The sequence below is a fragment of the Variovorax sp. CF079 genome (genome assembly GCF_900101545.1).
Lineage (GTDB): Bacteria > Pseudomonadota > Gammaproteobacteria > Burkholderiales > Burkholderiaceae_C > Variovorax.
Genome location: NZ_FMZU01000016.1, coordinates 16,735 through 39,556, shown reverse-complemented (window position 1 = coordinate 39,556; position 22,822 = coordinate 16,735). Strand labels below are relative to the sequence as shown.

Annotated in this window: 24 protein-coding genes and 1 riboswitch; of the genes, 18 read left to right on the top strand and 6 right to left on the bottom strand. The window is 67.2% G+C overall.

Annotation, left to right across the window (positions count from 1 at the left end; genetic code table 11):
• Positions 1-411: 411 nt before the first annotated feature.
• The 13 genes from BLS74_RS21225 (at position 412) to tolA (ending at position 11,375) form a co-directional block, all read left to right on the top strand.
• Positions 412-1,245, top strand: a complete 834-nt coding sequence (locus BLS74_RS21225) for a lytic transglycosylase domain-containing protein (protein WP_093109130.1) — start codon at positions 412-414, stop codon at positions 1,243-1,245.
• A gap of 39 nt (positions 1,246-1,284) precedes the next feature.
• A riboswitch (ZMP/ZTP riboswitch) is annotated at positions 1,285-1,411 on the top strand.
• Positions 1,412-1,452: 41 nt separating this feature from the next.
• Positions 1,453-2,697, top strand: coding sequence for a serine hydroxymethyltransferase (gene glyA, locus BLS74_RS21220; protein WP_093109129.1), 1,245 nt, complete (start codon positions 1,453-1,455; stop codon positions 2,695-2,697).
• A gap of 15 nt (positions 2,698-2,712) precedes the next feature.
• Positions 2,713-3,156: a transcriptional regulator NrdR gene (gene nrdR / locus BLS74_RS21215; protein ID WP_093109128.1), complete on the top strand. Its 444-nt coding sequence runs from the start codon at positions 2,713-2,715 to the stop codon at positions 3,154-3,156.
• Between the two features lie 429 nt (positions 3,157-3,585).
• Complete coding sequence (gene ribD, locus BLS74_RS21210) at positions 3,586-4,704, top strand: bifunctional diaminohydroxyphosphoribosylaminopyrimidine deaminase/5-amino-6-(5-phosphoribosylamino)uracil reductase RibD (RefSeq protein ID WP_093109127.1); 1,119 nt, start codon at positions 3,586-3,588, stop codon at positions 4,702-4,704.
• A gap of 42 nt (positions 4,705-4,746) precedes the next feature.
• Positions 4,747-5,400, top strand: coding sequence for a riboflavin synthase (locus BLS74_RS21205; RefSeq protein ID WP_093109257.1), 654 nt, complete (start codon positions 4,747-4,749; stop codon positions 5,398-5,400).
• Positions 5,397-6,557: a bifunctional 3,4-dihydroxy-2-butanone-4-phosphate synthase/GTP cyclohydrolase II gene (gene ribBA, locus BLS74_RS21200; protein ID WP_093109126.1), complete on the top strand. Its 1,161-nt coding sequence runs from the start codon at positions 5,397-5,399 to the stop codon at positions 6,555-6,557. The genes BLS74_RS21205 and ribBA overlap by 4 nt, the downstream gene beginning before the upstream one ends.
• A gap of 31 nt (positions 6,558-6,588) precedes the next feature.
• Entirely contained in the window at positions 6,589-7,053 is a 465-nt protein-coding gene (ribH, locus tag BLS74_RS21195) for a 6,7-dimethyl-8-ribityllumazine synthase (RefSeq protein WP_093109125.1), read from the top strand.
• The gene (gene nusB, locus BLS74_RS21190; protein WP_093109124.1) at positions 7,050-7,583 is read left to right on the top strand and encodes a transcription antitermination factor NusB; all 534 of its coding nucleotides are present in this window, start codon (positions 7,050-7,052) and stop codon (positions 7,581-7,583) included. The genes ribH and nusB overlap by 4 nt, the downstream gene beginning before the upstream one ends.
• A complete protein-coding gene (locus BLS74_RS21185) occupies positions 7,580-8,779 on the top strand; it encodes a pyridoxal phosphate-dependent aminotransferase (RefSeq protein WP_093109123.1) in 1,200 nt (399 codons plus the stop codon). Before nusB ends, BLS74_RS21185 begins: the two co-directional genes overlap by 4 nt.
• Entirely contained in the window at positions 8,776-9,240 is a 465-nt protein-coding gene (ybgC, locus tag BLS74_RS21180; protein ID WP_093109122.1) for a tol-pal system-associated acyl-CoA thioesterase, read from the top strand. Before BLS74_RS21185 ends, ybgC begins: the two co-directional genes overlap by 4 nt.
• Positions 9,237-9,950 carry a protein TolQ gene (tolQ, locus tag BLS74_RS21175; RefSeq protein ID WP_093109121.1) on the top strand — a complete coding sequence of 238 codons (714 nt, stop codon included), beginning with the start codon at positions 9,237-9,239 and terminating at the stop codon, positions 9,948-9,950. Before ybgC ends, tolQ begins: the two co-directional genes overlap by 4 nt.
• A 16-nt stretch (positions 9,951-9,966) precedes the next feature.
• Entirely contained in the window at positions 9,967-10,404 is a 438-nt protein-coding gene (locus BLS74_RS21170) for an ExbD/TolR family protein (RefSeq protein ID WP_093109120.1), read from the top strand.
• A 20-nt stretch (positions 10,405-10,424) separates the two neighbouring features.
• Positions 10,425-11,375, top strand: coding sequence for a cell envelope integrity protein TolA (tolA, locus tag BLS74_RS21165; protein WP_093109256.1), 951 nt, complete (start codon positions 10,425-10,427; stop codon positions 11,373-11,375).
• A gap of 9 nt (positions 11,376-11,384) precedes the next feature.
• Here tolA and dnaE read toward each other — a convergent pair whose 3' ends face one another.
• Complete coding sequence (dnaE, locus tag BLS74_RS21160; protein ID WP_093109119.1) at positions 11,385-14,885, bottom strand: DNA polymerase III subunit alpha; 3,501 nt, start codon at positions 14,883-14,885, stop codon at positions 11,385-11,387.
• A gap of 63 nt (positions 14,886-14,948) precedes the next feature.
• Between dnaE and BLS74_RS21155 the strand changes: the two genes are divergently transcribed.
• Positions 14,949-15,734 (top strand): sulfurtransferase, encoded by a 786-nt coding sequence (locus tag BLS74_RS21155; protein WP_093109118.1) that lies wholly within the window; start codon positions 14,949-14,951, stop codon positions 15,732-15,734.
• Here the strand turns inward: BLS74_RS21155 and BLS74_RS21150 are convergent.
• From BLS74_RS21150 to BLS74_RS21135, 4 genes are read right to left on the bottom strand one after another with little or no spacing between them, the layout of a single operon-like run.
• The gene (locus tag BLS74_RS21150; RefSeq protein WP_093109117.1) at positions 15,731-16,648 is read right to left on the bottom strand and encodes a pirin family protein; all 918 of its coding nucleotides are present in this window, start codon (positions 16,646-16,648) and stop codon (positions 15,731-15,733) included. The genes BLS74_RS21155 and BLS74_RS21150 overlap by 4 nt on opposite strands.
• A complete protein-coding gene (locus tag BLS74_RS21145; RefSeq protein WP_093109116.1) occupies positions 16,645-17,214 on the bottom strand; it encodes a flavodoxin family protein in 570 nt (189 codons plus the stop codon). The genes BLS74_RS21150 and BLS74_RS21145 overlap by 4 nt, the downstream gene beginning before the upstream one ends.
• Positions 17,215-17,231: 17 nt before the next feature.
• A complete protein-coding gene (locus BLS74_RS21140; protein ID WP_093109115.1) occupies positions 17,232-17,675 on the bottom strand; it encodes a DoxX family protein in 444 nt (147 codons plus the stop codon).
• Between the two features lie 39 nt (positions 17,676-17,714).
• Positions 17,715-18,416 carry a pirin family protein gene (locus tag BLS74_RS21135; protein ID WP_093109114.1) on the bottom strand — a complete coding sequence of 234 codons (702 nt, stop codon included), beginning with the start codon at positions 18,414-18,416 and terminating at the stop codon, positions 17,715-17,717.
• Between the two features lie 143 nt (positions 18,417-18,559).
• On the opposite strand from BLS74_RS21135, the gene BLS74_RS21130 reads away from it, so the two are divergent.
• The 4 genes from BLS74_RS21130 to trmB are packed head-to-tail and all read left to right on the top strand — an operon-like array spanning position 18,560 to position 22,296.
• Positions 18,560-19,513, top strand: a complete 954-nt coding sequence (locus tag BLS74_RS21130) for a LysR family transcriptional regulator (protein WP_093109113.1) — start codon at positions 18,560-18,562, stop codon at positions 19,511-19,513.
• A gap of 58 nt (positions 19,514-19,571) precedes the next feature.
• Complete coding sequence (locus BLS74_RS21125; RefSeq protein ID WP_139191722.1) at positions 19,572-20,645, top strand: NAD(P)/FAD-dependent oxidoreductase; 1,074 nt, start codon at positions 19,572-19,574, stop codon at positions 20,643-20,645.
• Positions 20,642-21,556, top strand: coding sequence for a tRNA glutamyl-Q(34) synthetase GluQRS (gene gluQRS / locus BLS74_RS21120; RefSeq protein ID WP_093109112.1), 915 nt, complete (start codon positions 20,642-20,644; stop codon positions 21,554-21,556). The genes BLS74_RS21125 and gluQRS overlap by 4 nt, the downstream gene beginning before the upstream one ends.
• Entirely contained in the window at positions 21,556-22,296 is a 741-nt protein-coding gene (gene trmB, locus BLS74_RS21115; protein ID WP_093109111.1) for a tRNA (guanosine(46)-N7)-methyltransferase TrmB, read from the top strand. Before gluQRS ends, trmB begins: the two co-directional genes overlap by 1 nt.
• Before the next feature lie 3 nt (positions 22,297-22,299).
• Here the strand turns inward: trmB and BLS74_RS21110 are convergent, their stop codons facing one another.
• Positions 22,300-22,731 carry a hypothetical protein gene (locus BLS74_RS21110; RefSeq protein WP_093109110.1) on the bottom strand — a complete coding sequence of 144 codons (432 nt, stop codon included), beginning with the start codon at positions 22,729-22,731 and terminating at the stop codon, positions 22,300-22,302.
• Positions 22,732-22,822: the final 91 nt, after the last annotated feature.

The window sequence follows — 22,822 nt, the reverse complement described above, 5'->3', positions numbered from 1 at the left end:
CGGCCGCTGAACCGTTCGATTGCTCTTCCGGTTGCTGGACCTTGGTTTAACGCCTGAAAGCTCAGGCCTCCTCAGGGTAGGCGCGCGCTCCAAGGATTGCAAATGAGCTTTTCAATGGATCGGCGGCCGGCGATTCGCCCCTCTTCTTTTCAAGCCTTGTTAGCATAAAAACTCAAATCCTTATTCTTGACCGTGTATTTAGCCCCTCCTAGAATGCCCGTTGCCCCCGCCGCCACTTGGCAGCCGGGACTCCACCAATATCCGCTGCTGAATTCTTTCGGCTTAGTCAGGTGGCCGCGCTCCACTCCCCCTCCTTGCGCGGAACCTGATTCGTACCAATCCAAGCGCCGCTGCCTTCGACCATCGCCCTTCTGGCGCTGCGACTCAGGTGCCGCACAGAAAGGAAGAGCGATGAAACAGGCGTTTGAAGCCACGGCCCGCGGGCTGCGGACCGTCGTGTCCGATGTGGCCGACGGTTTTTTCGAGATCACCCACAACGGCTTTGCCCTGGTCGGCTTGGCCATCGTGTTCGCTGCGCTGGCGCTGGCCGCGCGCCCGGACCTGCGCCAGTCCGGCGAAGAACAGCTCATGGGCTGGCTCCAGTCGCGCAAGCCGCCGCCGGAGGCAACCGATCTCGAGCCGACGGCCATCGACCGCACCACGGCGGCGAGCCCGCACGAGCTGCCCAAGCAGCAGGCCGCCGTCGCCTACTGGCTGAGCAAGAAGTACCGCGTGGCCGTCGAGCCGTTGAGCGTGCTGGTGGCCGAAGCCTTCGAACTCGGCAAGCGCACCAAGCTCGACCCGACCCTGATCCTGGCCATCATGGCGGTCGAATCCAGCTTCAACCCCTTTGCGCAGAGCCACGTCGGCGCCCAGGGCCTGATGCAGGTGATGACCCGCGTGCACGGCGAGAAGTACGAACGCGCGGGCGGCACCCTGACCGCCTTCGATCCGGTGACCAACATGCGCGTGGGCGTCAAGGTGCTGCAGGAATGCATCGCGCGCGCAGGTTCGCTCGAGGGCGGCCTCAAGTTCTATGTCGGCGCCGCCAATCTGCCCGACGACGGCGGCTATGCCGGCAAGGTACTGGCCGAACATGCGCGCCTGCAACAGGTGGTCGGCGGACGCACGCCGCCCACCACCACGCCGACACCGCCCGGCATGCGGGCGCAGCCGCTGCCCGTGGTGGCACCCGCCAAGCCGGAAGCGAACACGCAGAGCGTGGCGTTGCTGTCCGATCTGTAGGCCCTTTCGAAGACGGCGGCCATCGCCGTCAGCTACACTCGACCGGCACGCGACTGGCGATAGGCGCAACCCTTTTCAGGTGCATTGCGCTGACGTGGAACACCACTGGGAAGCGTGCCGCCCGCGGTCTTGAGCAGGCGTTCAGCCGTTCGCCTGGGCAGCCCTTGTTTGGTTGAAGAACAAGGACCATCGTCTTAAAGGACTGCCATGTACAACCGCAATATCCTGGTCGAACAGACCGATCCCGAAATCTGGGCCGCCATCCAGGCCGAGCATGCCCGGCAGGAACAGCACATCGAGCTGATCGCGAGCGAGAACTACGCGTCGCCTGCCGTGATGGCCGCGCAAGGCACGCAGCTCACCAACAAGTACGCCGAAGGCTATCCCGGCAAGCGCTATTACGGCGGCTGCGAACATGTCGACGTGGCCGAGCAGCTGGCGATCGACCGCGTCAAGCAGCTCTTCGGCGCCGACGCGGCCAACGTGCAGGCGCATTGCGGCGCCTCAGCCAACGAGGCCGTCATGCTGGCCTTCCTGAAGCCTGGCGACACCATCATGGGCATGAGCCTGGCCGAAGGCGGCCACCTGACCCACGGCATGCCGCTCAACATGAGTGGCAAGTGGTTCAACGTCGTGAGCTACGGCCTGAACGAAAAGGAAGAGATCGACTACGACGCGATGGAGCGCAAGGCGCACGAATCGATGCCCAAGTTGATCATCGCGGGCGCCTCGGCCTACTCGCTGCGCATCGATTTCGAGCGCTTCGCCAAGGTGGCCAAGGACGTCGGCGCCATCTTCATGGTCGACATCGCCCACTACGCGGGTCTGGTCGCCGCCGGCGTCTACCCGAACCCCGTGCCGCACGCGGACGTGGTGACCTCCACCACCCACAAGAGCCTGCGCGGACCGCGCGGCGGCATCATCCTGATGAAGTCGCAGCACGAGAAGGCGATCAACAGCGCCATCTTCCCGGGCCTCCAGGGCGGACCGCTGATGCACGTGATCGCGGCCAAGGCGGTGGCCTTCAAGGAGGCGCTCTCGCCCGAGTTCAAGGCCTACCAGCAGCAGGTGGTCAAGAACGCGCAGATCGTTGCCGAAACGCTCGCCGGGCGCGGCCTGCGCATCGTGAGCGGCCGCACCGAGAGCCATGTGATGCTGGTCGACCTGCGCGCCAAAGGCATCACCGGCAAGGAAGCCGAGGCCGTGCTGGGCAGCGCCCACATGACGATCAACAAGAACGCGATCCCGAACGATCCGGAAAAGCCGATGGTCACGAGCGGCGTGCGCATCGGCACCCCGGCGCTGACCACGCGCGGTTTCAAGGACGAGGAGGCGCGCGCCACCGCGAACCTGATCGCCGACGTGCTGGACAACCCGCGCGATGCCGCCACCATCGAAGCGGTGCGTGCGAAGGTGCATGCACTGACCAGCCGCTTTCCCGTCTACGGTTGAACCGAAAGTGACCGCATGAAGTGCCCCTTTTGCGGTCACCTCGAAACGCAGGTCGTCGAGACCCGCGTTTCGGAAGACGGCGACTTCGTGCGGCGCCGCCGGCAGTGCGGCGCCTGCGACAAGCGCTTCACCACCTACGAACGGCCGGACGTCAATTTCCCGGTCGTGGTCAAGAAGGACGGCAGCCGCGCCGACTTCGATCCCAAGAAGGTCCGCGCCTCGATGATGCTGGCGCTGCGCAAGCGGCCGGTGAGCATCGAGCAGATCGACCATGCGCTGCTGCGCATCGAGCAGAAGCTCCTGTCCAGCGGCTTGCGGGAAATCGAATCGACCAAGGTGGGCGAACTGGTGATGCGGGAGCTCAAGCGCATGGACAAGGTGGCGTACGTGCGCTTTGCTTCGGTTTACAGAAGCTTTGAGGATGTGGACGAGTTCCGGCAGTTGCTGCGGGATATCTGAGACGCACCGGAAGCGGCACCTCTGACGCCGGTATTCGTGATCGTCAGAGCACCGCAGGCGTCGGAGGCCATCTGCCGTGGCGTCTACGGCACGCCGTGCGAGGAATGAGTTGAAGCTCGGCACAGCCAACGACGCCAGGGTCGCCAAGAGCGCAACCACGACCAACAGTTCGAGTAAAACCGCAAATCCCTGCAGGTCGCCGGCGAGACCCGTCCCGGCCCGAGCAAAATGGTCGCTTCATAGATTCAATCCGCGCCGACAGGCCGGCGCGAACTTCCCCCCCTGGCTCAATCAATTCGGCGCGAAGTCTAAATTCCGGAAGCGATGCATGAATAAATCTTTCGACAAACGGACTGAATTGAAGGATCAGCGGAAATCTCGCTAAATCTGAATCAAATCTGAATTTGAAGAATTGCGAATTGACGCCCCATGAATAGAGATATCCAGGCCATGGCGCAGGCGCTCGATCTCGCCCGTCAGGCGAGCGTCGAGGCGGAGCCGAATCCCCGTGTCGGTTGCGTTCTGCTCGACGAAGAAGGCGCGGTGATCGGTCAAGGCTCCACGCAAACGGTGGGCGGCCCTCATGCGGAAATCATGGCCTTGCGCGACGCCGCCGCCCGCAATTGCCCGATCAAAGGCGCCACGGCCTATGTGACGCTCGAGCCCTGCTCGCACCATGGCCGCACCGGCCCCTGCTGCGACGCATTGATCGCGGCCGGCATCAAGAAAGTCGTGGCGTCCATCGCCGATCCCAATCCGCTGGTCGCAGGCCAGGGTTTCGAGCGCCTGCGCGCCGCCGGCGTCGAATTGGAGGTCGGCGCGGGCGCTGATGAATCGCGTGAACTCAACCTCGGCTTTTTCAGCCGCATGGTCCGCAAGACGCCCTGGGTGCGGCTCAAGGTCGCCGCTTCGCTCGACGGCAAGACGGCGCTGGCCAACGGCACCAGCCAATGGATCACTTCGGAAGCAGCGCGCACAGACGGCCACGCCTGGCGCGCGCGCGCAAGTGCGGTACTGACGGGTGTCGGCACCGTACTCGAAGACGATCCGCGCCTCGATGTGCGGCTGGTCCCAACGCCGCGGCAGCCCCATCTCGTGGTGGTCGACAGCCATTTGCAGACGCCGCCGGAGGCAAAGATCTTCGGCGCGGCCCGGCCCATCTGGATCTATGCCGCCAACCGGAACGACGCCAGGCAGGCCGCGCTGGAGGCCAAGGGCGCGACGGTCAGCTACCTCGCCAACCCCCAGGGCAAGGTCGACCTCGCGGCCATGCTGCGCGATCTCGCCGTACGCGAGGTCAATGAACTCCATGTCGAGGCTGGCCACAAGCTCAACGGCTCGCTGATCCGCGAAGGGCTGGTCGACGAACTGCTGGTTTACTTGGCGCCAAAGTTCATCGGAGACGGGCTCGGCATGGCCAGCCAGCCGCATGCATCGGGCCCCCTGACCGTGCTTGGCGATGCATTGGCGCTCGAATTCAAGTCCTTCGAGCCGATCGGCCCGGACCTGCGAATCGTCGCCCGGGTCGCTGGTCGAGACCGCTTTTAGGGTTTGGCCGAGCGGCCTTCGCATCTCTGCGAAAATGCCGCGATGTTCACCGGAATCATTACCGGCGTGGGGCGCATCGCCGCCGTCCACGACCTCGGCAGCTCTTCATCCCACGGCAAGCGGCTCAGCATCGCGGTGCCCGACGGCTATCTGGCCGACGTGGGTCTCGGTGACAGCATCGCGCTCAACGGCGCCTGCATGACCGTCACCTCCCTCGACCCGGCGAAGCAGCTCTTCACCATCGACATCTCGGCCGAATCGCTGGACAAGACGGCCGGCCTCGCCGAAGAAGCGGGCCGCGTCAACCTCGAGAAGGCACTGCGCGCCAGCGACCGGCTCGGCGGCCACATCGTGTCGGGCCACGTGGACGGCATCGGCACGGTCAGCCACTTCGCGCCGGTGGGCGAAAGCTGGGAGCTGCGTGTGCTGGCGCCGCCCGCGCTCGCCCGCTTCCTGGCCTACAAGGGCTCGATCACCGTCAACGGCGTGAGCCTCACGGTCAACAGCGTGAGCGACGGCGCTGACGGCAGCGAGATCAGCATCAACCTGATTCCGCACACGGTCGAAAACACCGCGCTCGGCAGCCTGAAGCAAGGCAGCCGCGTCAACCTCGAGATCGACACCGTCGCCCGCTACGTGGAGCGCATGCTCCAGGCCGGCGCCCTGCCCGTCCCACAGAAAGACAAGACCCCATGAACGCCTCCGTCACGCCGATCACCGCCCCGCGCAGCGGCCGGGCGCCCGCGCCGATTTCGTCGGTCGAAGAGATTGTGGCCGAGCTCGCCGCGGGCCGCATGGTGATCCTGGTCGACGAGGAAGACCGCGAGAACGAGGGCGACATCGTGCTCGCGGCCGACCACGTGACGCCCGAGGCCATCAACTTCATGGCACGCCATGCGCGCGGCCTGATCTGCCTCACGCTCTCCCGCGAGATGTGCGAGCGGCTGCAGCTGCCGCCGATGGTGGCGCGCAACGGCGCCAAGCACTCGACCGCCTTCACCGTGTCAATCGAGGCGGCCGAGGGCGTGACCACCGGCATTTCCGCCGCCGACCGCGCGCGCACCGTGCAGGCCGCCGTCGCACCGAATGCCGTCGCGGCCGACCTGGTGCAGCCCGGCCATATCTTTCCGCTGCAGGCGGTCGACGGCGGCGTGCTGATGCGCGCAGGCCACACCGAGGCCGGCTGCGACCTCGCCGCCATGGCCGGTTGCTCGCCCGCGTCCGTGATCTGCGAGGTGATGAACGAGGACGGCACCATGGCGCGGCTGCCCGACCTGCAGCTCTTCGCCGCCGAGCACGGCATCAAGATCGGCACCATCGCCGCACTGATCGAGCACCGCAGCCGCACCGAGTCGCTGGTCGAAAAGGTCGGCTGCCGCGAAATCCACACCACCTGGGGCTGGTTCACCGCCCATGCCTTCCGCGACAAGCCCAGCCACGGCGTGCACCTGGCGCTGGTGCGCGGCAACTGGAATCCGGGCGACACGGTGGACGTGCGCGTGCACGAGCCGCTCTCGGTGCTCGACGCGCTGGAAGTCAACCGTTCGCTGCACTCGTGGAGTCTCGATGCCAGCCTGGCCCACATCGCGGCCGAAGGCAAGGGCGTGGCCGTGCTGCTCAACTGCGGCGAGACCGGCGCCGAGCTGCTGTCGCAGTTTGACGGCACTGCACGGCCCGCGCAGGCGCCGGAACGTGGGCGCATGGACCTGCGCAGCTACGGCATCGGCGCGCAGATCCTGCGCGAGTGCGGCGTGCACAGGATGAACCTGCTGGGCACGCCGCGCCGCATGCCCAGCATGGCAGCAGGTTACGGCCTGGAGATCGCGGGCTACATCACGAAAGAAGAGCAATGAAGAAGAACACACACGCGAGGCGGGAAGCCTAATGCAGCACGCGAACAAGGGCAGCGATGTCACGCTCGACGGCAAGGGCCTGCGCATCGGCATCGTGCAGGCGCGCTTCAACGAAGACATCACCGACGCCCTGGCCGAGGCCTGCCTGGGCGAGCTCCGAGTGCTCGGCGTCGCCGACGCCGACATCGACCATGTCAGCGTGCCGGGCGCGCTCGAGGTGCCGGTCGCGCTGCAGGCCCTGGCCGAGCGCAACCGCTACCAGGCGCTGATCGCGCTGGGCTGCATCATCCGCGGCGAGACCTACCACTTCGAGCTGGTTGCCAACGAATCGGGCGCGAGCGTGAGCCGCATCGCGCTCGACTACCGCATCCCGGTCGCCAACGCGATCCTCACCACCGAAAACCTCGAACAGGCCATCGCGCGGCAGACCGACAAGGGCCGCGATGCGGCGCGCGTGGCCGTCGAGATGGCGCAGCTGCTCGCCACCCTTTCATGACCGAAGACAACAAGACCGCCGGCGACAAGCCGCGCCAATCCCGCACGGGGCTGACCAGCACGGGCGCACGCAAGGCCTCCGCCAAGTCGACCCGCAGCCGCGCGCGCGAGTTCGCGCTGCAGGCGCTCTACCAGCACCTGGTGGGACGCAACGACGCCGCGTCCATCGACCAGTTCACGCGCGACCTGGCCGGCTTCCACAAGGCCGACGCGGCGCACTACGACGCGCTGCTGCACGGCTCGATCGCGGCCGCGGGCGAGCTCGATGCGCTGATCGTGCCGCTGCTCGACCGCAAGCTCGAAGAGATCTCGCCGGTCGAGCACGCCGTGATGTGGATCGGCGTCTACGAATTCCAGCACTGCCTCGACGTGCCCTGGCGTGTGGTGCTGAACGAATGCATCGAGCTCGCCAAGGAGTTCGGCGGCACCGACGGCCACAAGTACGTGAACGCGGTGCTCAACGGCCTCGCGCCGCAACTGCGCCCGGCCGAGGTCGAAGCCGATCGAGCGACGGGCAAGGCACGGCCATGAGAATTTCGAAGCGCGCCGAGCGCATCGAGCCCTTCTACGTGATGGAAGTCGCCAAGGCGGCCTCCGCGCTGGCGCGCGAAGTCGCGCACACCGATCGGCCGATGATCTTCCTCAACATCGGCGAGCCCGACTTCACCGCGCCGCCGCTGGTGCAAGAAGCCGCCGCACGCGCCGTGCGCGCGGGCGCGACGCGGTACACGCATGCGATCGGCCTCGACCACCTGCGCGAGCGCATCAGCGGCTGGTACCGCGAACGCTTCGGCGCCGACGTGCCGGCGCGCCGCATCGTCGTCACGGCCGGTGCATCGGCCGCGCTGCAGCTGGCCTGCCTGGCGCTGATCGAGGCCGGCGACGAGATGCTGCTGCCCGACCCCAGCTATCCCTGCAACCGCCACTTCGTGAGCGCAGCCGACGGCCGTGCCGTGCTGGTGCCGACCACGGCCGCCGAGCGCTTCCAGCTCAGCGCCGCCAAGGTCGAAGACGCCTGGACCGAACGCACGCGCGGCGTGCTGCTCGCATCGCCCTCCAACCCGACCGGCACCTCGATCGCGCCCGACGAGCTGCGCCGCATCCACGAGGTGGTGTCGAAGCGCGGCGGCATCACGCTGATCGACGAGATCTACCTTGGCCTGTCCTACGACGACGCCTTCGGCCACACCGGGCTCGCGATCGACGACCAGGTCATCAGCATCAACAGCTTCAGCAAGTACTTCAACATGACCGGCTGGCGCCTCGGCTGGCTGGTGGTGCCCGATGCGCTGGTGCCGGTGGTCGAGCGGCTGGCGCAGAACCTTTTCATCTGCGCGAGCACCGTCTCGCAGTATGCGGCGCTCGCCTGCTTCGAGCCCGAGAGCATCGCCGAGTACGAGCGCCGCCGCGCCGAGTTCAAGGCCCGGCGCGACTGGTTCATTCCGCAGCTCGACGCGCTGGGCCTCAAGGTGCCGGTGGTGCCCGACGGCGCCTTCTATGCCTGGGCCGACTGTTCTGCCTTCGGCGAGAAGCTCGGCATCTCGAACAGCTGGGACTTCGCCTTCGAAGCGATGAAGAAAGCCCATCTCGCGATCACGCCAGGCCGCGACTTCGGCTCGGCCGAAACCGCCCGCTTCGTGCGCTTCTCGACGGCCAGCTCGATGGCGCATCTCGAGGAATCGGTGGAGCGCCTGCGCGCCTGGGCCGGCGCCACCGTCGCTGCATGAGCTTTGCATTTCCAATCCGCGTCTACTGGGAAGACACCGATGCCGGCGGCATCGTCTTCTATGCCAACTACCTCAAGTACATGGAGCGTGCCCGCACCGAGTGGCTGCGCTCGCTCGGCATCGCGCAAGGCCGGCTGCGCGAAGAGACCGGCGGCATCTTCGTGGTCAGCGAGACGCAGCTCAAGTACCACCGCCCGGCGCGGCTCGACGACGAACTGCTGGTTACAGCCGAGCTGCGTCAGATGGGCTCCGCGTCCCTGATAATCGGCCAGCGCGTGCTATCAAATTCAGAGCACGGTCCGGCCACCGGCCCGGCGCCCGATACTGCGGTCCTTTGCGAAGGCACGATCCGCATCGGCTGGGTCGACGCGGCCACGCTGCGGCCCGCGCGCATCCCACCCCAAGTTTCGGGAACCCTCGGGCGCCATGCCGGCTCCATGTCTCAACCTCAGAAGCCATGAATCAAGACCTGTCGATCCTTTCCCTCCTGCTCCATGCCAGCCTTCCGGTGCAGTTTGTCGTGGCCTTGCTGCTCGTGGTATCCGTCGCCAGCTGGGCGGCCATCTTCCGCAAGTTCTTCTCTCTCAAGCGCACGCGCGCGCTCAACGACGACTTCGAACGCGAGTTCTGGTCCGGCACCAGCTTGAACGAACTGTTCTCCTCGGCTGCGCAGAACGCCAAGTTCGCCGGCCCGATGGAACGCATCTTCGCTTCCGGCATGCGCGAGTACCAGAAGCTGCGCGAGCGCCATGTCTCCGACGCCGGCACGCTGCTTGACGGCGCACGCCGCGCGATGCGCGCGAGCTTCCAGCGCGAGCTCGATGCGGTGGAGCAGAACCTGTCCTTCCTCGCCACCGTCGGTTCGGTCTCGCCCTATGTCGGCCTGTTCGGCACGGTGTGGGGGATCATGCATGCCTTCACCGGCCTCGCAGCGCTGGCGCAGGTGACGCTCTCCACCGTCGCTCCCGGCATCGCAGAAGCGCTGGTCGCCACCGCCATCGGCCTCTTCGCCGCCATTCCGGCCGTGGTGGCCTACAACCGCTTCGCCCGCGAGATCGACAAGATCGCGATCGCGCTCGAGACCTTCATCGAAGAGTTCTCGAACATCCTGCAGCGCAACCTGACGGCCCACGTCAACCCGGCATCGGTGACGCCGGCGACCGGCCGCTGAAGCGGAGCACCACGCCATGCCAGCAATGTCCTCCCGCGGCCGCGGCCGCCGAACGATCAACGAGATCAACATGGTCCCGTTCATCGACGTGATGCTGGTGCTCCTGATCATCTTCATGGTCACGGCGCCGCTGATCACGCCGAGCGTGATCAACCTGCCCACGGTGGATCGCGCCAACAAGCAGCCCGACAAGCCGATCGAGATCGTCATCAAGAGCGACGACGAGGTCCAGATCAAGAAGGACCCGTCCACCGGCAGCGGCGCCACCTCGATCCCCATGACGCAGATCGGCACGGCGGCCAAGACCGCGCAGGGCGGCGACGACCAGCGGCCGGTGGTCATCAGCGCCGATAAGTCGGTCAAGTACGAGACGGTGGTCAAGGCGATGAACGCGCTCAAGAGGAGCGGCGTCGAGCGCGTCGGCCTTTCGGTCACGACCACGGGCGCCAAGTGATGGCCTTGGCCTCTTCGCTGATGTCGCTCGGCGCCGATCGCCCGGAGTTCGCGCCGCCGCCGCAACGCGGCACGCCGCGTGCCGTGCTGCTGGCGCTGCTGGCGCATGGGCTGCTCATCATCGCGCTGACCTGGGGCGTGAGCTGGCGCCGCGAAGCGGAGGACGCCGCGATCGAGGCCGAGCTCTGGTCGTCGACCGTGCAGCAGGCCGCGCCGCGCCTCACTGCGCCGCCGGTTCCGACGCCACCCACTCCGGCGCCTGCACCGACGCCGGCACCACCCCCTCCGCCGCCACCTCCCCCGCAGGCGCGAGCACCCGAACCCGCGCCGGCGCCGCGTGCGCCCGACATCGCGCTCGAACGCGAGAAGAAGCTGAAGGAGCAGAAGGAGCGCGAGCTGGAGCAGCAGCAACAGAAGAAGCTCGAAGCCGCGAAGAAAGCGGCGCAGGAGAAGAAGGAACAGGAAGCCCGGGAGCGCGCCGAGGACGAAGCCGAGCGCAAGAAGGAACAGCAGCAGAAGTTGGCCGAGGCGAAGAAGAAGCAGGAAGCCGAAGCCGCGAAGAAGAAGGAAGCCGATGCGAAGGCGGCTGCGCAGGCCGCGGCCGACCGTGCAGCCACGCTCAAGCGCATGCAGGGTCTGGCGGGCGCCAGCGGTGACGACAACTCGAAAGGGGCTGCGCTGAAGGCCTCCGGCCCTTCGGGCGGCTACGGAGCTCGGATCGCGGCAGCTGTGCGCCCCAACATCGTCTACCCCGATGCCGATCTCGTGAGCGGCAATCCGACCGCGGAATTCGACGTCAACTTGGCGCCCGATGGCACGATCGTGGGTGTCAAGCTACGCAAATCGAGCGGTTTGGCGAGTTGGGACGATGCCGCAGAGCGCGGGCTGCGTAGAACGGAAAAGGTACCGCGCGACGTAGATGGCCGCATCTTCCCTTCGCTGACAGTGGTGCTTCAACCAAAGCAGCGCTGAAAGCGCCCGCTACTCGTAGACCACCGCCGCGCGGCCCGCATCGGCCTGCGCCGTCCAGCTCGCGAGCGCGGCGTCGGTCGGGAAGAACTTCGCGCGCTCGCCCAGCTGCAGCTCGACCTGCGCGCCGCCGCGCGCCATCGACAGCCGCACCGCCAAGCCCTGCAGCAGCTCGCCGTGCTCGCTCTGTTCGGTGCGCGGCGGAAAGTCGCGCACCAGCCGCGCGATGTCCGGCGCCTTCCCGTTGACCGCGACGCGCAGGAACTTGCCGAAGCGGCAGCGCGCTGCGGCCAGGTCCCACACCTGCTGCACCTGGAAGCGCGCCTCGAAGCCGCCGCGGCCCGGCTGCAGGCGGCCGCTCACGATCACCAGTTCGTCGTCCTTCAGCACGTTGCGGTTGGCGTTGAAGAGCGCCTCGTCGGCGGTCGCGTCGATGGCGCCCGACTTGTCGTCCAGCTTGAAGATCGCCAGCCGGCCGCGCTGGCCGTTGATGACGCGGAAGTCGCTCACGATGCCGGCGATCACCTGCTGCTCGCGGCTGTCGATCAGGTCATCGATCTCGCGCTTGCAGAAGCGCCGCACCTCGTGCGCCACTTCGTCGAACAGGTGGCCCGACAGGTAGAAGCCGATGGCCGTCTTCTCGTAGGTCAGGCGTTCCTTCACGCCCCAGGGCGTGGCGTCGATGAGCTCGGGCTCCTGCGTCGCAGAGCCGTGCTCGCAGTCGCCGAAGATATCGACCTGCGAGGCGTTGGCCTCGGTCGCGCTCGCGAATTCGAAGGCGCGGTCGACCGAGGCGATCAGCGAGGCCCGGTTCTGCTGCAGCGAATCGAAGGCACCTGCCTTGATCAGCGCCTCGACGGTGCGCTTGTTGATGCGCTGGCGGTCCACGCGCACGCAGAAGTCGAACAGGCTCTTGAAGGGGCCGCCCTCTTCCCGCGCCTTGACCACCGCCTCGACCGCCAATTGCCCCGTGCCCTTGACCGCACCGAGCCCGTAGCGAATGACCTTGTCGGTGACCGGCTCGAAGCGGTAGTTGCCGCGGTTCACGTCCGGCGGCTCGAAGGTCATGCCGAAGTGCTTCTGCGCATCTTCGAACAACACCTTGAGCTTGTCGGTGTCGTCCATTTCCACCGTCATGTTGGCGCAGAAGAACTCGGCCGTGTAGTGGACCTTGAGCCAGCCGGTGTGGTAGGCCAGGAGCGAATAGGCGGCCGCGTGCGACTTGTTGAAGCCGTAGCCCGCGAACTTCTCCATCAGGTCGAAGATCTCGTCAGCCTTCTGCTGGTCGATGCCGTTCACCGCCGCGCCCTTGCGGAAGATCTCGCGGTGCTCGGCCATCTCCTCGGCCTTCTTCTTGCCCATCGCGCGGCGCAGCAGGTCGGCGCCGCCGAGCGAGTAGCCGCCCAGGATCTGCGCGGTCTGCATCACCTGTTCCTGGTAGACCATGATCCCGTAGGTCTCCGAGAGCATCTCTTCGACCAGCGGATGCGGATACTCCACCGTCTCGCGGCCGTGCTTGCGTGCGACGAAGCTGGGGATCAGGTCCATCGGGCCCGGACGGTACAGCGCGTTGAGCGCGATCAGGTCTTCGAGCCGCGTCGGCCGCGCGTCCTTCAGCATGCCCTGCATGCCGCGCGATTCGAACTGGAACACGGCCTCGGTCTTGCCCTCGGCGAAGAGCCGGTAGGTCGGCGCGTCGTCGAGCCGGATGTTCTCGTAGGCGAAGTTCTCCTGACCCTTGTGGCGCTGGACGATGAACTCCTTCGCGATCTCGAGGATGGTGAGCGTGGCCAAGCCCAAGAAGTCGAACTTCACCAGGCCGATGGCTTCGACGTCGTCCTTGTCGTACTGGCTCACGGCCGAGTCGCTGCCCGGCTGCTGGTAGAGCGGGCAGAAGTCGGTGAGCTTGCCCGGCGCGATCAGCACGCCGCCCGCATGCATGCCGATGTTGCGCGTCATGCCTTCGAGCTTCTGCGCCAGCTCGACCAGCATGCGGACTTCTTCTTCCTTCTCGATGCGGGCCGCGAGCTGCGGCTCCATCTCGATCGCGTAGTTGTTCTTGTCGCCCTCGGGCTTGGGCGAAGGCGGGTACTGGATCGTGACCGGCTGCCCCGGCTTGTTCGGGATCAGCTTGCTGATGCCGTCGCAGAACATGTAGCTCATGTCGAGCACGCGGCCCACGTCGCGGATCGCGGCGCGTGCGGCCATGGTGCCGAAGGTCGCGATCTGGCTCACCGCGTCGCGGCCGTACTTGTCCTTCACGTAGTCGATCACGCGGTCGCGGTTGCCCTGGCAGAAGTCGATGTCGAAGTCGGGCATCGAGACGCGCTCGGGGTTCAGGAAGCGTTCGAACAGCAGCTTGTATTCGAGCGGATCGAGGTCGGTGATCTTCAGCGCATAGGCCACCAGCGAGCCCGCGCCCGAGCCCCGACCGGGTCCGACCGGGCAACCGTTCTTCTTGGCCCAGTTGATGAAGTCGCCCACGATCAGGAAGTAGCCCGGGAAACCCATCTTCAGGATGGTGTTGATCTCGAACTCGAGGCGTTCGACGTAGCGCGGGCGCTCGGCATCGCGCTTGGCGGCGTCGGGGTAGAGGTGCGCGAGACGCTCCTCCAGGCCTTCGAAGGAGGCGACGCGGAAGTACTCCTCGATCGGCATGCCGTTGGGCGTCGGGAAGTTCGGCAGCTGCGGCTTGCCGAGCACGAGCGTTAGGTTGCAGCGCTTGGCGATCTCGACCGTGTTGGCGATCGCGCTCGGCACGTCGGCGAAGAGCGCTTCCATCTCGGCGGCGGACTTGAAATACTGCTCCTGCGTGAACTTGCGCACGCGGCGCGGGTTGCCGAGGATCTCGCCTTCCGAGATGCAGACGCGCGCCTCGTGCGCTTCGAAGTCCTCGGCGGTGGCGAACTGCACCGGGTGCGTTGCCACCACCGGCAGCCCGAGCCTTGCGGCCAGCTGCACCGCGGCCAACACATGCGGCTCGTCCTCGGGGCGGCCGGCGCGCTGCAGTTCGATGTAGAAGCGGTGCGGAAAAAGCCCCGCCAACTGCAGCGCGATCTCGGCCGCGCGCTCGGCCTGGCCCTGCAGCAGCGGCGCGCCGAGCGGGCCGGCCTGCGCGCCCGAGAGCGCGATCAACCCGCCCTGCAACTCCTCGATCCAGGCCAGCTTGCAGACCGCCTGGGCCTGGCCGCGGCCCACGTTCTGCGTCCAGGCGCGCGCCAGCAGTTCGGACAGGTGCAGATAGCCTTCCATGTTCTGCACCAGCAGCACGATGCGCGTGAGCGCGCCGATCTCCGCGCCCAGGCCTTCGAGGAACACCTCGGCGCCCAGCACCGGCTTGACCCCCTTGCCGCGCGCTTCCTTGTAGAACTTGACCGCGCCGAAGAGGTTGTTGAGATCGGTGATCGCCAACGCCGGCTGCCGGTCGGCCGCGGCGGCCTTGACGACTTCGTCGATTCGGTTGGTGCCGTCGACGACGGAAAACTCGGTGTGCAGGCGCAGGTGAACGAACATGGTGCGCATTGTAGAAAGCAGCACCCCCACCATGTGGTTTGGCTCTCCCTACAATCGCGCTCCGTGCAAGAGATTTTGAATATCGCGGCCTACAAGTTCGTGGCCATCGACGACGGCGAGCTGCTGCGCGACGCGTTGCGCGCCACCACCCACGCGCTGGCGCTCAAGGGCACCATCCTGCTCGCGCCCGAGGGCATCAACCTGTTCCTCGCGGGCGAGAAAGATGCCGCGCATGACTTCCTCCGGGGCCTGCGTGCCGACCCGCGTTTCGCCGATCTGGAAGCGAAGGAAAGCTGGTCCGAAGCCCAGCCCTTCCGCCGCATGCTGGTCAAGCTGAAGCGCGAGATCATCCGCATGGACCATCCGGCCATCCAGCCCGCCGCGGGCCGCGCGCCGGGCGTCGATGCGCCCACCCTCAAGCGCTGGCTCGACCAGGGGCACGACGACGCGGGCAAGCCGATCGCGCTGCTCGACACGCGCAACGCCTTCGAGGTCGACCACGGCAGCTTCGACGGCGCCATCGACTGGCGCATCGGCAAGTTCACCGATTTCCCGAAGGCGCTGAAGAAGCACCGCGAAGACCTGGCCGGCAAGACGGTGGTGAGCTTCTGCACCGGCGGCATCCGCTGCGAGAAGGCCGCGATCCTGATGCGCGAGGAAGGCGTGGCCGACGTGCTTCAGCTCGAAGGCGGCATCCTCAAGTACTTCGAGCAGGTCGGCGGCGCGCACTACCACGGCGAGTGCTTCGTGTTCGATGGCCGAGAGACTTTGGCGCCGGACCTGAGTGCGCGTGCGAGCGGCGCCAGCGCCCGGGCCGCCGAGGACCCGGACATCGCGATCAAGCGCTAGACCGGCGTCGTGCCGGTATCGGCCGGCGTCTGCACCTGGAACGGATGTCCCGGCAGTGGAATGAATTCGGTCTCGCCGGGCACATGGCCCATGCGCTGCGCGGACCAGTCGGCGCCGGCTTCGAGGACGCGCTCGCGCCGGCTGGAGACGAAGTTCCAGGTAATGAAGCGCGGGCCGTCGAGCGGCTCGCCGCCGATGACCACGATGCGAACGGCATCGCGTGTCTCGAAGATGCCGCCCTCGCCCTCCGGCAGCATGGCCATCGTGTGCTGCGCCACGGGCTCGCCATCGAGCTGGATCTCGCCATCAACCGCGTAGACAGCCATCTCCTGCGCCAAGGCCGGCAGTTCGAAACGCGCGCCGGCCGGCAATGGCAGGTCGAGATAGAGCGTCTTGGAAAAGGTCTTCACCGGCGAACGCACGCCGAAGGCTTCGCCCACCAGTACCCGCACGGCCACGCCCTGCACTTCGAGTGCCGGGATCTGCTCAGCCGCCGTGTGGGAAAAGCTGGGCTCGACTTCCTCGTGGGCCTGCGGCAGCGCGGCCCAGAGCTGCAAACCATGGTTGACATAGCTCGCATCGAGCAGATGCTCGGGCTTGCGCTCCGAGTGCACGATGCCGCGCCCCGCCGTCATCCAGTTGATCGCGCCGGGGCGGATCTCCTGCACCACGCCGAGGCTGTCGCGATGCGTCATCGCGCCCTCGAAAAGATAGGTCACGGTGGCCAGGCCGATATGCGGATGCGGCCGCACGTCGTGCTCGCTGCCCGGCTCCTCGGTCGCCGGGCCGAAGTGATCGAAGAATACGAAGGGCCCGACCGATCGCCGCTTCGCCGCCGGCAGCAGGCGCCGGACCTTGAAGCCTCCGCCCAGGTCCTTTTCATGCGGTCGAAGCAGCAGCAGCGGTTCGGTCATCGTGGTTCTCCGTGGGGCGATCGAGATCTTGCCACTTCGGCCACGCGTTCGCCGAATGCATAGGCCGTCTCGAGGTCGCCCTTCGCCATCTCGGCCGGGCTGGCATCGGTCGGCGAAGTGGTCAGCAGGCCGTTGTAGCCGCCGACGTAATTGATCGAATCGCGCTTCGCGGCACGGTCGTTGCTCGGCATGAGGCCGAGGCTGACCCACAGGCCGCCGTGCTGGCTGGCGAAGTGCCACAGGTAGGTCAGCGTCGCGTCCTTGTCGCCGTTCATGGCGGCGCTGTTGGTGAAGCCCGCGAAAAGCTTGTTGCGCCAACCCTGGACATACCAGACCTTCGAGGAGGCATCGGCGAACTTCTTGAACTGCCAGCTCACGCTGCCCATGTAGGTGGGCGAACCCATGATGATCGCGTCCGCGGCCGCCAGCATCTCCCAGCCGCCGGCCGGGAGCTTGCCGTCGGCGTCGATCGCGAGCAGGTGGGCGCCCGCGCCATCGGCCACCGCCTGCGCAATGCGCTGCGTGTGGCCGTAACCCGAATGAAAAACAACGACGATGTTGGTCATGCGGGAAGTATGGCTGCTCAGCGCTTGTCGATGCTGAAGCGGCCGGCGCCGAAGGCTGCGATGGCCAACAGGCCGCCTGCGATCGCGATGTTCTTGAAGAACATCAGCTGGTTCACATAGGCCTTGTCGGCGGGCATGCCCCAGTAGTTGTGGAAGAGCACCGCGGTGGCGACGGTGAACACGGCCAGCACGATGGACACGATGCGCGTCTTGTAGCCGACCAGGAGCAGCAGGCCGAGGCCGAGCTCCACGATGATCGCGATCGCCGCGCCGAGCTGCGGCAGCGGCAGGCCGACCGCGCTGATGTAGCCGACGACGCCGGCGAAGCCGCCGATCTTGCCGAAACCGGCAGGTATGAAGAGCGCCGCGATCAGGATGCGCCCGATGAGCGCGAGCGTGTCTTGCGAAGCGCTCGCGCCGGCGGGGGCGGCGTAGCCGGATGCGGTGGTGGTGGATGCCATTGGAAAGTACTCCTGGGTTGATGAAAAAATAACGCAGCTTCAGGCCGCGAGGTCGAACACCAGCACTTCGGCATTCTTGCCGGCGCCGAGCGTGAGGTGCGATTCGTCCTTGATCAGGGCCGCATCGCCAGTAGCCAGTTTCGTGCCGTTGACCTCGAGCTCCCCGCGCACCAGGTGCACGTAGCTCTTGCGCTTCGGGTCGAGCGCGAGGCTGGCTTGCTCGTTGCCGTCGAGCAGGCCGGCATACATGCGCGCATCGGCATGCACCAGCACCGAGCCCTCGGCCCCGTCGGGCGAAGCCACCAGGCGCAGCTGTCCGCGCTTCTCGGCATCCGGGAAACTCTTCTGCTCGTAGCCGGGCGCGATGCCGCGCACGTTGGGCTCGATCCAGATCTGCAGGAAGTGCGTGGTCTCGTCGGCCTTGTGGTTGAACTCGCTGTGCATCACGCCGCGGCCGGCGCTCATGCGCTGCACGTCGCCCGGCGGGATCGATTCGACGTTGCCCATGCTGTCCTTGTGCGCGAGCTCGCCCGACAGAACGTAGCTGATGATTTCCATGTCCTTGTGGCCGTGGGTGCCGAAGCCGGCGCCCGCGGCGACGCGGTCTTCGTTGATCACGCGCAGATTGCCATAACCCATGTGGGCCGGATCGTAGTAGCCGGCAAAGGAGAAGCTGTGGAACGAGCGCAGCCAGCCGTGATCGGCATAACCGCGTTCCTGGGACTTGCGAACTTGAAGCATCTTTGAACTCCTGCCCCGCCAGATGGCTTGGGGCCTTCGAATGCCGCGCCGCATGCGCAGCGGATGCCCAGAACTTTAGGTCGCGGCCCCGCCCTCGAAAGCGCAGGCTTTTGATGGCATCATTCAATTTTTTTGAACGATCTATGCCCAGCGCCCGTGATGTCCTGACGCCCGATGCGCTCGCGATGCTGCAGACGGTGGTGAGCACCGGCAGCTTTGCCGCGGCCGCGCGCACGCTGGACCTCGTGCCCAGCGCCCTCAGCTACCGCGTGCGCCAGATCGAGGACGCCCTCGACGTGCTGCTGTTCGACCGCAGCGCGCGCCAGGCACGGCTGACCGAAGCCGGCACCGAATTGCTGCGCGAGGCCTCGTGGCTGCTCGGCGAAATCGACGCGGTGGCCAACCGCGTCAAGCGCGTCGCGACCGGCTGGGAGCCGATGCTCACGATCGCGGTCGACAGCGTGATCGCGCGCGATCCGATGCTGGACCTAGCCACCGCCTTCTTCGCGCTCGACCCGCCGACCCGGCTCAAGCTGCGCGATGAAACGCTGCTGGGCACCATCGAGGCACTGTCCAGCGGCGAGGCCGATCTCGCCGTCGGCGCCGTGCTCGATGCCTCGAGCCTCGCCTTCGGCGCCACCGGCATCCGCAGCCGGCCGCTGGGCCAGTTGCATTTCGTTTATGCGGTGGCACCGCACCATCCGCTGGCGCGGATCGACGCCCCCCTCTCCGACAACGTGCTGCGCCAGCACCGCGCCGTGGCCGCGGCCGACTCATCGCGCGCCGGCCCGAGCATGACGGTCAATCTCGTCGGCGGCCAGGATGTGCTCACCGTGCCCACCATGCAGGCCAAGCTGGCCGCGCAGCTCCACGGCCTGGGCGGCGGCTTCCTGCCCGAGCCGATGGCGCGGCCCTACATCGAGGCCGGCCACCTGGTCGAGCGCAAGACCGAACGCGTGGCGCCGATCGGCACCATGCATTGCGCATGGCGCGAGCGCACCGCCGGCAAGCCGGGACGCGCGCTCAAATGGTGGCTCGAACAGTTCGAGCACGAAGGGACGCGCCGGGCGCTCCTTGAAAGGCATCGCGGCCGGTGATTGTGTCGAGGCGGTTAGAGTCTCCCTTGATCGCCAACAGAAAACGAGACCGCTCAACATGACCACCTCCCGTCCTCCCGCCGATCGCCACCGATCCACCTCCCCGCGCCACTACGCCGTCGTCGGCGCCGGCATGGCGGGCATCGCCTGTGCCCGCACCCTCGCGCAGGCCGGCCACCGCGTCAGCGTGTTCGAACGCGAAGCCGCCGCCGGCGGCCGGATGGCGAGCGAATCCACGCCCTTCGGCAAGTTCGACAGCGGCGCGCAGTACTTCACCGTGCGCGACCCGCGCTTTGCGCGCGTGCTCCAAACCGTGCCGCAAATCTGCAAGCCCTGGAGTGCCAACCTCGTGCGCGTACTCGACCCGCACGGCCGCGTCGCCGAGGCCGCCCTGCCCGCGCGCGAGCCGCACTGGGTTGCCCAGCCCGGCATGGATGCCCTGGTTGCGCATTGGGCCGCGCCGCTGGGCGATGCGCTCGTGACGCGCACCCAGGTCACGACCATCGAGCGCGACGCGCTCGACGGAAAGCGCTGGCAACTGCGCACCGCGGGCGCCGACGATTCGCAACACGTGTACTCCGGTTTCGACGGCGTGCTGCTGGCGGTGCCGCCGGCTCGCACGCGCGCCCTGCTCGACAACGGCAAGCTCTCCTCCGGCATCAGCGAGAAGATCGAAGCAGTGCGCATCGCGCCCTGCTGGACGCTGATGATCGCCTTCCCGCAGGCCAACCAGGCGAACCTCTCCCATCTCGGCCCGCAATGGAACGCCGCGCGCAGTACCCACCACCGCGTGGCCTGGCTGGCGCGCGAATCCTCCAAGCCCGGCCGTGATCGCATCGAGCGCTGGACCCTGCAAGCCAGCGCGGCCTGGTCGCACGAACACCTGCGCGACGACGCCTCGCGTGTCCAGGCCAAGCTGTTGCGCGCCTTCGCCGAGATCACCGGCATCCGCGCCGAACCTTCGCACGCGCAGGCGCGCTGCTGGCCCGAAGCCCAGACCCAGGTACCGGTCGGCAAGCCGCACCTGTGGGACGCCAAGGCGCGCATCGGCGTGGCCGGCGACTGGTGCACCGGGCACCGGGTCGAAGATGCGTTTCTTTCGGGTCTGACGTTGGCGCTCAAAGTGGCGTGATTTCCACCGGTCGATTTGCGCCCTCGCCCACGGGACCGCTGCACGCGGGCTCGTTGGTCGCCGCGCTCGCGAGCTGGCTCGATGTGCGCGCCCGCGGCCCGCAGGCACGCTGGCTGGTGCGCATCGAGGATGCCGACACCGAGCGCTGCCTGCCCGGGCTGGGCGAATACATCCTCTCGCAGCTCGCAGCCTGCGGGCTCGTGCCCGACGCGACGCCCGTGTGGCAGACGCAGCGCACCGCGCTCTACGCGCACGCACTCGATCACCTGAAAGCCCTGGGCCTGAGCTACCCCTGCGGCTGCTCGCGCAAGGACATCGACGAGGCGCTGGCCTTTCGCGGCGTGCCGCACGCCCGGCACGGCGAACGCGTCTATCCCGGCACCTGTCGCGACGGACTGCACGGCAAGCCGGCGCGCGCCTGGCGCTTCGCCACGGTGCAGTTCGAAGCCGCCCGCGCATCGAAGGCCGTGTACTGGGTCGATCGCCGCAAGGGCCAGCAATGCCAGGACGTGGCGCACGAGGTCGGCGACTTCGTGCTCAGGCGCGCCGACGGGCCCTGGGCCTACCAGCTCGCGGTGGTGGTCGACGATGCCGACCAGGGCGTGACGGACGTGGTGCGCGGCGAAGACCTGGCCGACAACACGGCGCGCCAGATCCTGCTGCAGCGTGCGCTCGGCCTGCCCACGCCGAGCTACCTGCATACGCCGCTGGTGCTCGGCGTCGACGGCGAGAAGCTCTCGAAGCAGAACGGCGCCGCGCCGCTCGACACCGGCACGCCAGCCGCGGCGCTCGCTGCGCTCGACGCCGCGGCGCGCGTGCTCGGGCTGGCGGCCACCACGGCTGCAACGCCCGCAGAGGCACTGGCCGACTGGGTGGCCGGCTGGCGGGCTCTCTACAATCCCTCCCCCTGATGACCCTGCCTGCCACCGACCCCGCGCGCGATCCCACCGCACCCGCTTCCGACGAAGAAACTCCGCCGCATCCCCTGCATCGCCGCCTGAAGAGCTTCGTCAAGCGCGCCGGTCGAACCACCGAGGGCCAGGCACGCGCCTTCGCCGAACTGGGCCCGCTGTTCCTCCTGCCCTATCGCCCCGAGCCGCTGGACATTGCCGCCGCCTTCGGCCGCGTTGCGCCGACCGTGCTCGAGATCGGCTTCGGCATGGGCGAGGCCACCGCGCACATCGCGGCGCTCCAGCCCGAGAAGAATTTCCTGTGCTGCGAGGTGCACGAACCCGGCGTCGGGGCGCTGCTCAAGCGCATCGGCGAACAGCAACTCTCCAACATCCGCATCTGCGCCCACGATGCGGTCGATGTCATCGACCACATGCTGATGCCCGGCATGCTGGCCGGCGTGCATGTGTTCTTTCCGGACCCCTGGCACAAGACGCGGCACAACAAGCGCCGGCTGATCCAGCCGCCTTTCGTGCGCAAGCTGGCCGACCGGCTCGCGCCCGGCGGCTACCTGCATTGCGCGACCGACTGGCAGCCCTATGCCGAGCAGATGCTCGAGGTGCTGTCGCAGGAGCCGCTGTTGCGCAACACGGCAGCGGGCTATGCGCCCAAGCCGGACTACCGCCCGCTCACCAAGTTCGAGAACCGCGGCCTCAAGCTGGGCCACGGCGTGTGGGACGTGGTGTTCGAGCGCATCTAGCGCTCAGTGGGCGACGCCGTACACGTCGTCGGTCTGCAACTCGCCTTGCGCGGCCAGCACGTGCTTCTGCGCAGCCATGATGAGCGCCGCACGATAGGCCGAGCGGCTGGCGATCTTGGTGTGCGCGATCAGCGTCTGCCACTCGCGCTCCAGCGTCTGCGGCGAGCGGTCGACCGAGCGGTTCATCAGCGCCTGGCTCACGTCGATCAACGCGGCCGCCGAGCCGAGGCAGATGTTGATGGCCGACTGCGCGGCACTGGTGCGAAAACGGCCGTCTTCCGACGGCTTGTTCGAGTGCAGGACGTCCAACGGCATATTGGCGGTGGGGCCGAAGTACGGCGCTCCCTGCATGTCGCTGTCGGCACGGGCCAGCACCTGTTCGATGGTGGCGAGGGCGCTTTCCAGCAAGGCGATATCGGATGGCTTTTTCTTCATGTCAATTGCCGGGGACAAGAGCCCGGGATCAGCGGGGATGTTGCCATCGGAGCGCGCTTTCGCCGTGTGCAAAAAGCACGTTTCAAAAACA

Coding starts and splice junctions, on each gene's coding strand:
- BLS74_RS21225 (WP_093109130.1), top strand. CDS start 412: ATGAAACAGGCGTTTGAAGCCACGGCCCGCGGGCTGCGGACCGTCGTG.
- glyA (WP_093109129.1), top strand. CDS start 1,453: ATGTACAACCGCAATATCCTGGTCGAACAGACCGATCCCGAAATCTGG.
- nrdR (WP_093109128.1), top strand. CDS start 2,713: ATGAAGTGCCCCTTTTGCGGTCACCTCGAAACGCAGGTCGTCGAGACC.
- ribD (WP_093109127.1), top strand. CDS start 3,586: ATGAATAGAGATATCCAGGCCATGGCGCAGGCGCTCGATCTCGCCCGT.
- BLS74_RS21205 (WP_093109257.1), top strand. CDS start 4,747: ATGTTCACCGGAATCATTACCGGCGTGGGGCGCATCGCCGCCGTCCAC.
- ribBA (WP_093109126.1), top strand. CDS start 5,397: ATGAACGCCTCCGTCACGCCGATCACCGCCCCGCGCAGCGGCCGGGCG.
- ribH (WP_093109125.1), top strand. CDS start 6,589: ATGCAGCACGCGAACAAGGGCAGCGATGTCACGCTCGACGGCAAGGGC.
- nusB (WP_093109124.1), top strand. CDS start 7,050: ATGACCGAAGACAACAAGACCGCCGGCGACAAGCCGCGCCAATCCCGC.
- BLS74_RS21185 (WP_093109123.1), top strand. CDS start 7,580: ATGAGAATTTCGAAGCGCGCCGAGCGCATCGAGCCCTTCTACGTGATG.
- ybgC (WP_093109122.1), top strand. CDS start 8,776: ATGAGCTTTGCATTTCCAATCCGCGTCTACTGGGAAGACACCGATGCC.
- tolQ (WP_093109121.1), top strand. CDS start 9,237: ATGAATCAAGACCTGTCGATCCTTTCCCTCCTGCTCCATGCCAGCCTT.
- BLS74_RS21170 (WP_093109120.1), top strand. CDS start 9,967: ATGCCAGCAATGTCCTCCCGCGGCCGCGGCCGCCGAACGATCAACGAG.
- tolA (WP_093109256.1), top strand. CDS start 10,425: ATGTCGCTCGGCGCCGATCGCCCGGAGTTCGCGCCGCCGCCGCAACGC.
- dnaE (WP_093109119.1), bottom strand. CDS start 14,885: ATGTTCGTTCACCTGCGCCTGCACACCGAGTTTTCCGTCGTCGACGGC.
- BLS74_RS21150 (WP_093109117.1), bottom strand. CDS start 16,648: ATGACCGAACCGCTGCTGCTGCTTCGACCGCATGAAAAGGACCTGGGC.
- BLS74_RS21145 (WP_093109116.1), bottom strand. CDS start 17,214: ATGACCAACATCGTCGTTGTTTTTCATTCGGGTTACGGCCACACGCAG.
- BLS74_RS21140 (WP_093109115.1), bottom strand. CDS start 17,675: ATGGCATCCACCACCACCGCATCCGGCTACGCCGCCCCCGCCGGCGCG.
- BLS74_RS21135 (WP_093109114.1), bottom strand. CDS start 18,416: ATGCTTCAAGTTCGCAAGTCCCAGGAACGCGGTTATGCCGATCACGGC.
- BLS74_RS21130 (WP_093109113.1), top strand. CDS start 18,560: ATGCCCAGCGCCCGTGATGTCCTGACGCCCGATGCGCTCGCGATGCTG.
- BLS74_RS21125 (WP_139191722.1), top strand. CDS start 19,572: ATGACCACCTCCCGTCCTCCCGCCGATCGCCACCGATCCACCTCCCCG.
- trmB (WP_093109111.1), top strand. CDS start 21,556: ATGACCCTGCCTGCCACCGACCCCGCGCGCGATCCCACCGCACCCGCT.
- BLS74_RS21110 (WP_093109110.1), bottom strand. CDS start 22,731: ATGAAGAAAAAGCCATCCGATATCGCCTTGCTGGAAAGCGCCCTCGCC.